This is a genomic window from Actinomadura scrupuli (assembly GCF_050971785.1).
Lineage (GTDB): Bacteria > Actinomycetota > Actinomycetes > Streptosporangiales > Streptosporangiaceae > Actinomadura_E > Actinomadura_E scrupuli.
In genome coordinates, this window is the sequence record NZ_JBPCCU010000002.1 from 603,746 (window position 1) to 616,377 (window position 12,632).

Consider the following 12,632-nt stretch of genomic DNA (forward strand, 5'->3'; position numbering starts at 1 on the left):
CTACGACAAACCAAATGAAACGACGTCTTAGAGGTTGTGGAGATGTTGGCGTGCCCGAGGCGCTCCTTGACGACCTGTAAGTCGGCTCCGCCGGCGAGCAGCCATGAGGCGTGTGCATGCCTCAGGTCGTGCACGCGAACGTGGACCCGGATTTTGGCGGCGCTGAGTGCGGGTCGCCAGATCTTCTCCAGGAACCATTTGCGTGGTAGATGCCCGTCGGTGTTCACCGCCTTGGGACTGCGCGGAGAGTCCTTTCCTTCGGCTCTGCGCTGGGCGCGATAGACCGCGTAGGCGGTCTTGCAGTGCCGGCAGCGGCAGGGTGCGGCGTTGTAGGCGCTGATCGTGCCGTGTGAGTATTGCTTACCTTTCGCGTTCGGGTCTGTCTCCCCGAGTGTCTTCGGATCGGGGAGCAGGCGCAGTGGCCGCGGTTGGGTCTGTTCTGACGGCAGGATCGGGAACAGCAGGTCGTCGTCTTCGATCTCTCCCGACTCGATGTATTTCTTGAACTTGTCGCGCATCTGCTTGCTGAACTTGATCTGCCGGTGTTCCTTGTCCTTGGGGTACTGCTTGACGAGGAACCGGTCACCTGTCGGGTGATGTTTGGGGACGAGTTCCACGACGACGCGGCTGACCGTCAGCAGGCAAGTTTCAAGGTCGAGGTCTTTCGGTCGTAGTTCGGTCAGTTCTCCCCAGCGGAGGCCTGTTTCGATCTTCGTCTCGATGAGGAGCCGCGTCCGTGCGTCGGGGAGCTTGGCGTAGAGATCTTCGAACTGCTCGGGGGTGATGATGACTCGCTGTTTCTTGGCGACCGCTGGAGTCTTCACGCCCTTGCAAGGATGCAGCACGGTGACCTGGTCGTTGAGCGCGGTGGTGAAGATGGCGCTCAACACTGTCATGCAGTAGCGGATCGTTGGCGGCTTGACGTTCTTGTTGCGTAGATGAGTGACCCACTCGCGTACATCGATGGGCAGGATCGCGAGCATCTTCATGTTCCCGAACCACGGCATGATGTGCTTGTTGATCTCGTAGGTGTAGCTCTGGCGTGTCGTCAGTTCGATCACGTGGTTGGGGAACCAGGTGTCCTCGACGTACTTACGGAAGGTCTGGCGTCCCTTCTTCGGGTCGGGGAGCCTGGCTTCGGTCAGTCGGACCTCCGCCAACCGCCAGGCAGCGTCCGCCTTCTCCTGGCTGGCGAACGTTCCTGCCGAGCGTTTTCGGCCTCGTAAGTCTCTGTAGATCGCTGTGTAGCGAGCGTTGCCGTCCTTGCCGATGCGAACTCGAGCGAATCCCATGGTGACCCCCTGGTGATGATCGTTTGGCACCCGTTTGGCACCAGGACCGCTTAGTAGATCTTGAGATCAGGCGGTACTGGGCGACAGATGATCATGCCTTTCACCAGGGACTTTATCGAATTCGACCCGTTCTTTGGGGGAGGCGTTGGACGCGAAATCCCCGTTCGCATCGAAGGGGTCAGGGGTTCGAATCCCCTCATCTCCACCGAGTTTTCGCAGGTCAGAGCCGGGTTTCTCAGCTGAGGAGCCCGGTTTCTGTATTGCTAAGGGGTCAGGAAGTTCTGCCTCTGTCCTCCTGTTCTTGTGAAGCACCAGGTCAGAGCCCGGTATGCGCCCGGAGCGGGGACCGAACGCTTCACTGGTCCGGAGTCCTGGGAGATATTTGGGAGACGATCTTCGCTGCGGCGGTATCCGTCGGCTGGGCTGCTGAGGTCATAGATGTCGGGCACCTCAACAGGGTGGGGAGAGGCTGAACGGGGCGGATGATCTTGCGGGTCCGGTACACAGGCGGAAGCCTGGCGTCTGCCTTGAGTTGCTGTTCAAGGTTGGCCGAGCCGTGCGGAGAGCCGATCCGAGAGCCGCTGACCGGGTCGTAGCGCTCCTGCAAGAGACGTCCGCCGGCGGCAGTCCTGAAACAGGGTTGTTGCAGATCTGAGCCGCTCTCCGCAGCCATGGGGGAGACACGGTTGCACATGGCACGCCGACGACATGGCGCTGTTTCGCCATCAACTCGTTCGACGATGCAGGGGGACGACGCCGGGGCTGCTGAGGATGGGGCGGCGGCCGCGGACCGGAATGGTGATCCAGGCCATGGCTGCGGTCTCTTTGACTCGGCACTCCACCGGCAGGAAGTTCTCCGGGCCAAGTGAGCCGTGCACTCTGATCAGGCTGTCGTAGACGTGCTGGGAGGCGATGAATGCGAGATCGACTTCAGGCTGGTCCAGTGCGTCCCGTAGTTGCGCGGTGTCCAGCAAGCGGAACATATGGTTGACGGCCGACCCGGCGACGCCGTGCTTGTCGCGATGTACCAGCCCCATGTGCAACGCCGCGCGCAACTGGATCCTTGCCGCAGGGCTCGCCAACCGGTTGTGCTGGTGGAGTCGCGCACGCAGGACGTCGAGCAGCGGATCGACCATGGCGGTCGGCGGATCGTCCGCCGGCGGGATGATCAGCATGCCGTCACCGCGATCTTCGATGATCGCGCGGGCCCACGCGAGTCCGGCTGCCTCATATGACGAGCGGATCATCGCGTACAGGATGTCGCGGAGGGTGATCTGTACCTCGTCGTCGCGATCCGGACGTCCGAAGCCCACGATGTCCACGCCGAAGATCGGGCAGAAGGTCGGAAGTCGGGACGGCATACAGTCGGTAATGATCACGACTTGTCTCCTTGGCCGATGGTGTCTCCGCCTTGAGTCTCAGGTCTTCCGAGCCGTCCAGGCGGATGCTTGAATCGGTGCATCGGGCGGTAAACAAGTCGGAGACGGTCATGGCTTCAACGCTCGGCAGACCGGCCAAGTCCGCAGATCCGTCCCGGCATGGACCCGATGCCCTGGTGGGATGGCTCGCTCGGACGCATCGATACAACGCCCCTGATGCGGATGCGGCGACCGCATCGACCTTCGCGGCCAAGATCGCGAGCCCAGGAGCAACCCGCGGCATCGGCGCGGCCATGATCTCGCGGCTCGAGAACGGCACCGCGACCTGGCTGCCGCGCCATCTGGCCGCGTACGAGCAGGCGCTGGGGCTGGCGCCGGGACGCCTCGCCGGGCCCGCGCACAAGGTGCTACGCGCGCACGGACGCCACGCCGAAGACTCGTCCAGGACGCTAGTGGACGAACAAGACGCCGCAGAGATCGTCGACTGCGTCCTCGGCTGCGACCTCGTCACATCCGCCGAGTGGGACCTGCTGTCCGCGCACCTTGTCGCGACGGGCCGCAGGCTCGGTCGCCGCACCTGGGGCTTGTTGGTCGAACGGCTGATGCTGGAGCTGTGCGCGGCACAGGGCGCAGCTCAAGATATGCGTGCCGAGGCGCTGCTCCGCATCGGGCGCGCGCAGATCGCGAGCGAGATCACCCGTGAGGTCGCCGTCGACGCCATGACCCAACGCGGCAACCCCGCGTCGTTCCAGCCGCTAAAGCTGTACCAGCGGACGCCGGGACGGGCACCCGCAAGCTGGGTCGTCCGGGCGCTGTTCGACCCGCCGGACCGCTGGTTGCTGCGCGAACTGTTCTCTACCGTCGCCGCTCTCATCGACGCGGGGGCATGGCGTCCATCGGAGCGAGAGCTCGGTGCGCTGCGGCGCGAATGCGCGGACACGATCGGCGACGCGGGCATCGAACTGGAAGTCCGCCGCGCCGCCACCCAGCTCATGCGGCGCATAACCCCGTCCGCACACCTCGCGCTGCGCGGCGGGACGGGGCCCGAACTGGTCTACCTCGCCAAGCCGGCCGGAGTTGTCGACGTCCAGTCCGGCCGCTTTCACGCCACCTGCTCTCGCCTCGCCGCTGATATCCAGGACATCGGTCTGATCTGGCAGGCCAAGTGGGACCGTGGCGACGATCCGCTGCTCCGCCACATCCTTACGCAGAGCCTCGTTTGTCCCGACGACGCGGCTCGGTCGATGTACACGGCGCTGCTGGTCAACTCCGGCTACCGCGACGCGTTACGCCCGCCGCTGGCCGCAATCTTGCACTGCGGAGCCGACCTGATGGACCCCGTCCTGCTGCGTGCCGTGATCCGCGTGTTCGGCAAGATAGCCGAGGGTGCCAACGATGGCTGGGCCCTCCTGGGCATCGTGGACGCCGAGCGAATCGACCTCGACACACGCGTTCAGGCGTGCTGGGCGCTTGCCAATGCCTCGCCGTGCATGCCCTCGGAGGTGCCGGACACAATGCTGAAAATCTGCCGCACGCGTTCCTTCGGCTCACAGGCCGTCACCGTCCTACGAGCGGGCGTGGCCGCCTGCGGGCGAGCGGATCGCCACGAGTCCCTCGTTAAGCTGGCAGACGACCGCGAACAGGCACCAGCCGTCCGCGCCGAGTGTCATTGGTGGACGACCTTGCCCGGCTATATTCGCGCGTCAGCACGCACCTGACCTGAGCGGCTTCCGGTTCTTCCCCACGCAGACTATGCCGTGCCCGACAGCCACGATCCGCCGTTTTCGGGTCCTCACTGGATCACGTGACTTCGCGCGCCGGCTCCAGCACTTGTAGTTGTGCGGTGTGCAGGCGGTCCCGCCGGTCGTAGGCATGTCCGGTGAGCCGGGTGAAGATCTCGATGGTCGGTAGGTGGGAAACGAGGCGAAGGCTGGGGCGGCCCGGGTCCGCCGGACCGTCAGGCCGAGGGCGGCGGCGCGGGCGGTCGGCAGATTGGCTCCGTCGAAGCCGAGTTCGTCCCAGAGCTCGGGTGGCGGGCCACTGAGCTCGTCCAGGGCGTACACGACATCGGGACCTTCGTGAAGGTCGCCGACCAGGTCCCCGAAGGGCGGCGGGTCTCCGATGACATACAGCCCGTTGTTCTCGGCGGCCGCGATGACCTTCCAGGTGAAGGAGCCTTCGGTCCAGCAGGTGGTGCCGAACCCCATGACGTGCTCCTCGATGTGCAACGTGAGCAGCCGGGTGCCGGCACTGAGGCGAGCGAGGCCGTGCTCGTCGAAGAGCACTTCCTGGGTCTTGTCGACGAGGAAGGTCCAGCCGTCGATCGGTGGGCTGGCGCACCAGCCGGGCGAGTCATGGGTGGGGGCGACGCCGAGGCCCATCGTCCGATCGCCGACGGCCCGGCCGAGGCGGGCGGCGACCTCGTCCGGTGACAGATCGTGGATCGCCACCAGCCCGTGACTGAAGCCCATTTCGTGTCCTTCGGCAAGCTGATCAAAGGATCGAAGCCCGAGGCTAACGGACTGCGGCATCCTCACCTTTGTCGATGACGAGTGCAAAAGGCTCTCATCCGTTGTCGATATTCGGTGACGGCCGGTGGTGGCCATGATCGATGCAGGGCCTGGGCGAAGACTCGGGGAAGACCTCGAATATTCGTCACGATGAGATTCAGCGTCTGGGAGTCGTCTTGGCCGAACAGCAGCTGCCTGCTGGCTTCTCGCCAGATCCGGTTGGGCCCGACCCGGATCGGATTACCGATCGTTTCGGATTCGGACGCGAGCTTTCTTCGGCGCGTGAGCTGGCGGGACTGACCGTCCGGGAAATGGCAAAGAGGTCTGGCATCCCTCACAGCACGCTTGGGGGCTACCTCAAGGGTCGTCACCTCCCGCCGCTTGGCCAATCCGATCTCCTCACCGATCTTCTACGTGCCTGCGGAATCGAGGCCCCGGATTTGGTGGACCGATGGCGACAGGCGCTGCTACGGGTTCGGCGAGCACCAGGCCGCGTGCCGACGGACGGTCCGGTGCCGTACCGAGGTTTGGAGAGTTTCCAGGCGGAGGACGCGGAATGGTTCTTCGGGAGGGAGGAGCTCACCAGTTCGCTGGTCGCCGCCGTGAGCGGGTTGGCCGATTCGGGTGGGGGGCTGCTGGCGGTGGTCGGCCCGTCAGGGGCAGGCAAGTCGTCGCTCCTACGGGCTGGCCTTATTCCCGCCCTCCGCAGTGGTGAGCAGGGGAGTTGGCCGGTCCTGCTCACCAACCCGGGTAAGCCAGGGGAACTGGCCCGAAACGTGGCGGACCTTCGGGACGCTGCCGGGACCGGCCCGTTCGTGCTGGTTGTTGATCAGTTCGAGGAGATCTTCTCCCTCGATGTCGCGCAGCGCCGGGAGATTGTCGGAACGGTCTGTTCGCTGGCCGCAACGGCGTCGGGAGAGCCGCCCGGGATCGCGGTGCTGGGATTGCGCGCCGATTTCTACGGCTCTGCCTTGGGGTACGCGGAGCTGGCCGATGCCATGCAACACGCCCAGGTGAACGTTGGTCCGATGACCGAACAGGGCATCCGCCAGGCGATCTTGCAGCCCGCCCGCAGGGCGAACTTGGACGTCGAGGAGGGGCTGGTGGCGCTGCTGCTGCGTGACCTGGTGCCATCTTCGGCCCCCCTCGACCCAGGGGCGCTCCCGCTGTTGTCGCACACACTGTTCGCCCTGTGGGAACGCGGCAGACGGCGGCGCCTGACGGTGACCGATTACAGCGCTGCAGGGGGAATCCACGGCTCGGTGGCAGCAACCGCGGAGACCGTGTTCATGGGCCTCGGAGCATGGCACCAAGAGATCGCCCGCCGGTTGTTCTTACGTCTAGTCCGTATTGGCAAGGATGTCGCCGATACTCGCCGGTCGCTTCCCCGAGAGGAGGTCTTCCACAGGCTGGAGGAACGAGAGGCTGACGCCCTCGCGTTGGTGCTTGACCGGTTCGTTGAACGTCGGCTGATCACTGTGGCGGAGGAGACGGTCGAGATCAGCCATGAGGTGCTGCTACGTGCCTGGCCCCGGCTCGGTGGCTGGATCGATGCCGACCGCGCCGCGTTGCTGGTAGAACAGCAGATCGCGGAGGCTGCGGAGGCATGGGCTGCGGAAAGTCGGGATCCGGCAGGCTTGCTCCGCGGATCCCGACTTTCCGCAGCGCAGGAATGGGCAGGGTCCGGACGCCTGGTCGGTGAGTATGTGGCCGCGAGTTTCCGCCACCAGCGCCGGGGGATTAGGCGCCTCTATCAGGTCATCGTGGCGCTTGTGGCGCTCACCGCGCTGGCGATCGTCCTGGCGGTGGTCTCCTTTGAACAGCGCGCTGGGATCTCCCACGAGCGCTCTCTGGCGGTGTCACGGTTGGTGGCATCCGAAGCCGACCGGATACGCGATAGTGACACCTCTTTGTCCGCTCAGCTCAGCCTTGCTGCGTACCGGATCGCCTCCACCAATGAGGCGCGTAGTGCGCTGTTCAACTCGTCCGCCATCTCGGTCGCGACGCGGCTGCTTGGTCCTGTGGGTGAGCTCCACTCTGTGGCGTTCGCCCCGGATGGCCGGACACTTGCCGCAGTCGGTGCGGACGCCAAGGTGCGCTTGTGGGACACCACCGATCCCCGTCGTCCCGACCGGCATCCGATTGAACTGCCAGCCTCCCAGGCGTCGTTGACCTCACTGACGCTCAGCCTTTCGACGGTGGCCTTCAGCGGGGACGGCACGTTGCTGGCCGCTAGCGGTGCCGACACGTCGGTACGACTGTGGAACACCGCAGACCCGCAACACCCCAGGCCATTGCCCGCTCTGACCGGACCGGCCGGCATGCTGCACACTGTGGCATTCAGCCCGGACCGGCGGTTGCTCGTCGCAGGCAGCGCGCAGCGCGACGCATTTGTATGGAATTTGGCCACACCGGAACGGCCTCCTGTACGGCTGGGCGAGCCGTCCGGCCCCATCCAGTCGGTGGCGTTCAGCCCGGACGGCAGAATTTTGGCCATTGGCGGCGGAGCCAAGACGGTCCGGTTGTGGGACGTCTCCGAAACACCCACCCCGGTGGGACAGCCACTAAGGGGAGCCACCAGCGACATAACCTCGCTGGCGTTCAGCCCCAACGGACGGCTTCTGGCGGTGGGAGGTCGGGATCGGGCCGTCCGGCTGTGGGACCTGGTGGAACGGAACTCACCTCGGCCCCATGGCGGACCGCTCACCGGACCGGCCAGCTATGTCTACTCCGTAGCGTTCAGCCCTGATAGCAGCGTGCTCGCAGTTGGTAGCGCAGACGACAAAGTGCGCATGTGGGACGTAGCGCGAAGACAGGTGATGGCGGTGCTGCCCCATCCGGAGCCGGTCACCGCCGTCGCATTCCGCCGGGACGGCGGTACGCTGGCGACCGCGTCCACCGATGGAGCCGCCCGGATCTGGGCACTGCCTGGCCCTGTACTCACTGGACCCCAGGGCCACGTGTATGCGGTGGCCTTCAGTCCCGACGGCCGGTTCCTCGTCGGGGCGGGCGAGGACCGCAAGCTGTGGACCTGGGAGCTCGACCAGCTTGCCGATCCCACGCCGCTCGGCTCACCGGTGACGTCGTCTGCCCGCTTCGTCATCGCCGTGGCGTTCAGCCGGGACGGCCGTACGCTGGCCGCCGGTGGAGCCGACAACCGAGTATGGCTGTGGGATATGTCCAATCCCCGGACCCCCGTCCGGCTGGGCGCTCCGCTACGAGGACCCACCGGCTGGGTCGAGTCGGTCGCTTTCAGCCCGGACGGTCGTACCCTGGCCGCGGCCGGGGACGATGCCGTCGTTCGGCTGTGGAACATGGACGATCGTGCGTACCCGCAACTGCTGGCGACTCTGAAGGGCGCGACCGGCGGTCTGTTCTACGTCGCCTTCAGCCCCGACGGACGGCTCCTGGCAGCGGCCAGCACCGACCGCGCGGTTCACCTTTGGCAGGTGGATGGGTCCCCTCGGCTGCTGCACACGTTCCCGGTCCCGGAAGGCTCGGCCTACTCGGTGGCCTTCAGCCCGGACTCACGCACACTCGCGGCGGGCAGCACCGGGAAGACCGTGCGTCTGTGGGACGTGACCGACCCTGGCAGACCTGCCGCCCTCGGCACGCCGATCCTCGGCCTCAACGGTTATGTCTACTCGGTCATGTTCGACCGGACCGGGCAGCGGCTGCTCGCGGCCGGCACCGACCGGACCGTACGGCTGTGGAACATCGATGACCGGCGCCATCCCGAGGCTCTGGCCACGCTCACCGGGCCGGGCGAGGCGGTGCTGCCCGCAGTCTTCAGCCCGGACGCCACCGCTGTCGCGGCCGGCGGCATGGACAAGACCGTGCGGCTCTGGGACATCGATCCGGACCGGGTCTCCGCCGAGGTATGCGCGGTTGCCGGGGAACCGATCCGGCCTGCCGAATGGCGCCAGTACGTTCCGGGTCTTCGTTACAATCCGCCCTGCCCGTAGCCGTCCGCCCTTTCTGTAGGCCGGTGTACGGGCTTGTACGGCGATTGCCGACACCCTTTCCTCCACTCCTAGCTCGGTCTGTGCTTGAACCACTCGATGGAGGCGCAATTCGGGAGGGAGCAAGATGATCATCTGTGTCGACCCTTCGGATGATGATCGACACTGCTGTGGTGGTGAGGAGGACGGTGACTGAGTTGTCAGCCGAGCTCTGTCAGGCGGGGAATCTGGATGGGGTCCTTGTCGAGGAGCGCCCGCCACGACGCCAGTCGACCCGGGCGCGGCAGGACCGGTACACCGGTCGTCTCGGCCAGCCAGCGGGTCGCCGCCCACGTGACCCGCACCGTCTGATCGACGACCTCGTCGGGGATCTCGGGGACATGCGCGGGCAGTTCGCCGTATGGGGTGGGGATCCGGAGCAGCAGATCGTCTCCACTCAGCCGGTCGTTCAGCACCTTCTCGATCTCGACGTAGCGCGCGTACTGACGTTCGGCCCGGCGCCGACCGTGGTCCTGTTCCGGGTGTCGACCGCTCGCGACCCGGTTGCCCCACCAGTACAGGTACTCCCACGGCGGCCGCGCGTACACCACCCGAGCCGGGCTCGTCCGAAGCAGGTCGGCGGCGTACGGATGCAGCCTTCCTTCGTGGGTCTCGAAGGCCGCGGGGCGGACCAGGATGACCGCCCGCCACGGCCGGCCCTCACGGTGCGCCTGTTCGGTGTGCAGGGCGGCCTGGATCCACGCGTGGATCCGTTCCGGGCGGCCGTCCGGCGGGAGCGCGCGCACATCACCGGCCCTGGCGACCGGAACCGTTCGTACGTCACCGGTGCCGGTGACATTGGTATTCGGGCGGACCAGCACGAACTGCCATCCGAGAGCCTCAGCGAGGAGGGCCGCGGCCGGTCCGACGCCGTGGCGCCCACCGATGATCACGATCGTCCGAGGCTCCGCGCAGCTCCACGGATCCAAGCCGGCGGGTATCTGCTGTCCGGCGACGGCGTCCTGCACCAGCAGGTGCGTGGGCCAGCGAGCCGCCGCCGGCCGCCAGGTGCGGTGATCCGGGTCCCCCTGCCAGCTGTACTCCTGGCCGTCGCGCAGTGCCCGATGCATCCTGGCCATCAGTTCCAGTCGGATCGCGGCATGATCGTCGGTGCCCCCCGGCCAGTCGCCCACCTCGGGCAACAGGCCGGCAGCCAGGGCCAGCCGCTCGGCCTGGGCATAGGAGAGCGGTGCGATGCCCGGGCGCAACGTGAACTCGGCGAGGACATTGGTGACCATCCGATACCGTCCACCGGAATCGACCGGAGCGAGCCGAACCTCGAACCGCCCCTCACCGTCGAGATCATCTTCCAGTGCTCTCGCCGCGGCGAGCGGCGCGGAGAGCGCGGTGCCCGCGTCGTGTCCGGGATCGCTGCTCTCAGACGCGAACGGTTCCTGCGGGGGCAACCATCCCAAGGTCCGGAACAGCTCGTGCACCGGCAACCCGGCCAGTTCGCCGAGGGCTCGGACGAATTCTGGCTGCAAACGCTGGGCCCGCCGGCCATTGAAGATTTTTCCGATGGTGTTCTCGTCGAGGCCGAGCCTACGGGCGATCTCGGCGTAGGACTTGATGCCACGAGCGTCCAGAGCCTTGCGGCAGCGGTCCAGGACCATTCGCCGCGGTATGTCCCACCCGTTGGCCGCTCGTCCAGAGGCGCCCCCGGCCTGTGCATCCCCCACCGGCTACTCCACATCGGGCCGAATAGTCCGGGAAAACGGTACAGATCGACCTGTCTGTCGGTGGCGACATTCCCGATACTGGGCCGGTCGAACCCCCGGGGGGGCAATAGCGATCTTGGTTTCGACCTCCATGCCGCCCTGGCCGTATTTTCGGCCGACCCGGCGTGACCACACGACAGGGGAGCACGATGTACAAGGCAACCGCGGGTGACGCAGCGGGTGAGCGGCGAGTGGACTACTACGAACTGCTCGGTCTGTCCACCGATGCCTCACCCCATGAGATCAACAAGCGGATCAAAGACCGGACGGCGGCGTACAAGGCCGAGGCGGCCTCCGCCGACCCGGAAAAGGCCCGCCAGGCCGGGCAACTACTGGACTTGATCCGCGAGGCTCGACTCGTACTGCTCAACCCAGAACGCAAGGTGGAGTACGACCGGACTCACCACAGCGACCGGCGGCTCGCCGTGCCACCGCCCCGCTCGGAGGCCACGCCGCTTGGGCCGACCGCTACTTCGAACCGAGCAGGTGGCGATCAGCGCTTGGAGTCCGCCTGGCACGCGTACGCCCGCGGTGACCTGCAGACCGCCGGGAAGCGTGCGCGCGAAGTGGCGCAGGACTCCGACAGTGCTGAGGCGTGGCGACTGCACTCCCTCGTGCTGTCCGAAACCAGCCAGCATGGACTGGCTGTGGAGTCTGCGCGTAGGGCCGTCGCACGGGATCCCGGGGATCCAGAGAATATTTTCCGGTTTGCGTGCGCGCTGGAGGACCACGACGAGGTCGGGGACGCACTGGCGACCTTCCAGGCGATGGGCAGGCTGACCGACGACCCCCGCGCGGGCGCCGGGGCCGGCCGGGTGCTGACCCGGATAGGCCGGATCGACGAGGCGCTGACGGTCCTGCGGCCGCTGCATGCCGGTCACCGTGATGACCCGGTGGTCGGTGGAGCGTACGCAGCCGCGCTGTTCCATGCCGCCTATCGGGTGCCGAAGGAGCACGACGAGGAACGCTTCTACATCACATCGGCCGATGAGGTCGAGACCATGCGCGAGCTACTAGGCCAGGCGCTGGCGCTTCGGTTCGACGAACCGCAAGTGCGCGCCGGCTTGGACGAGTTGATGGCCGAAGTCGATGAGGCCGCCCGCAAGCGGTTCACGTTCCGGCTGTTCGAAAGCTGGTGGTGGTCGTACTGGTGGTGGTTCTGCGCCTTTGGCGGTCCCCTCTTCGGCCTGCCGGCGATCACCAAAGGCATCGGGCAGGTGATGCTCCTGACCGGCCTGATCGCGATCGCCGTCGTGTACCGGCGCGCTTGGACCCCGGGGTGGAGCCTCCAGCGGCGACGCATGCTCGATGTACGCGTGGCCGGGAGGATGGCCCAGATGGCTGACGAGCTCCGGCGCGGGCAGGGATGGACACGCTGATGGGGAGGAATCCGGCGCTGGATGGCGACGTGAGTGCCCGTATGCCGGGGGCCGAACTCGCGGTCGTCGTAGCCGGGATCCGGGAGGAGCTGACCCGAGCCCTGCATCAGGCTTCGGATCAGCGACTCCGATTCGAACTCGGGGACATCGAGCTCGAGTTGACCGTCGCGGTGACCCAGGACTCCAAGGTCGACGGCGGGATCAAGGTCTACGTCCTCAACTTCGGGGCCGCGGAGCACACCTCCACGGTCACCACCCACCGTCTCAAGATCAATTTGAAGCCCAGAGACAGGACATCCGGGCTGCCCCCCAAGATCGCCGCCCGCGAGCAATACCAGCCCGGCTGACGGTGA

7 protein-coding genes and 1 pseudogene are annotated in these 12,632 nt (G+C 66.4%); 4 read left to right on the forward strand and 4 right to left on the reverse strand.

The window, feature by feature from the left end; translation table 11 throughout:
* Positions 1–41: 41 nt before the first annotated feature.
* Together ACRYCC_RS10525 and ACRYCC_RS10530 are read right to left on the reverse strand one after the other, a co-directional pair.
* Positions 42–1,292 (reverse strand): annotated as a pseudogene (locus ACRYCC_RS10525) (tyrosine-type recombinase/integrase); the annotation flags it as partial.
* A gap of 725 nt (positions 1,293–2,017) precedes the next feature.
* Positions 2,018–2,671, reverse strand: coding sequence for a hypothetical protein (locus ACRYCC_RS10530; protein ID WP_433810739.1), 654 nt, complete (start codon positions 2,669–2,671; stop codon positions 2,018–2,020).
* Between the two features lie 110 nt (positions 2,672–2,781).
* Here ACRYCC_RS10530 and ACRYCC_RS10535 point away from each other — a divergent pair, with 110 nt between their 5' ends.
* Positions 2,782–4,389, forward strand: coding sequence for a hypothetical protein (locus tag ACRYCC_RS10535; RefSeq protein WP_433810741.1), 1,608 nt, complete (start codon positions 2,782–2,784; stop codon positions 4,387–4,389).
* Here ACRYCC_RS10535 and ACRYCC_RS10540 read toward each other — a convergent pair.
* Entirely contained in the window at positions 4,375–5,142 is a 768-nt protein-coding gene (locus ACRYCC_RS10540; RefSeq protein ID WP_433810743.1) for a hypothetical protein, read from the reverse strand. The genes ACRYCC_RS10535 and ACRYCC_RS10540 overlap by 15 nt on opposite strands.
* 215 nt (positions 5,143–5,357) lie before the next feature.
* On the opposite strand from ACRYCC_RS10540, the gene ACRYCC_RS10545 reads away from it, so the two are divergent.
* On the forward strand, positions 5,358–9,146 hold the full coding sequence (locus ACRYCC_RS10545) for an nSTAND1 domain-containing NTPase (protein ID WP_433810745.1): 3,789 nt from the start codon (positions 5,358–5,360) through the stop codon (positions 9,144–9,146).
* Positions 9,147–9,343: 197 nt separating this feature from the next.
* On the opposite strand, the gene ACRYCC_RS10550 is transcribed toward ACRYCC_RS10545, so the two are convergent.
* Positions 9,344–10,795 (reverse strand): helix-turn-helix domain-containing protein, encoded by a 1,452-nt coding sequence (locus ACRYCC_RS10550; protein WP_433810747.1) that lies wholly within the window; start codon positions 10,793–10,795, stop codon positions 9,344–9,346.
* A 296-nt stretch (positions 10,796–11,091) separates the two neighbouring features.
* Here ACRYCC_RS10550 and ACRYCC_RS10555 point away from each other — a divergent pair, with 296 nt between their 5' ends.
* Together ACRYCC_RS10555 and ACRYCC_RS10560 are read left to right on the forward strand one after the other, a co-directional pair.
* Positions 11,092–12,279: a J domain-containing protein gene (locus tag ACRYCC_RS10555; RefSeq protein ID WP_433810749.1), complete on the forward strand. Its 1,188-nt coding sequence runs from the start codon at positions 11,092–11,094 to the stop codon at positions 12,277–12,279.
* 29 nt (positions 12,280–12,308) lie between these two features.
* A complete protein-coding gene (locus tag ACRYCC_RS10560) occupies positions 12,309–12,626 on the forward strand; it encodes a trypco2 family protein (protein WP_433810751.1) in 318 nt (105 codons plus the stop codon).
* Positions 12,627–12,632 lie beyond the last annotated feature (6 nt).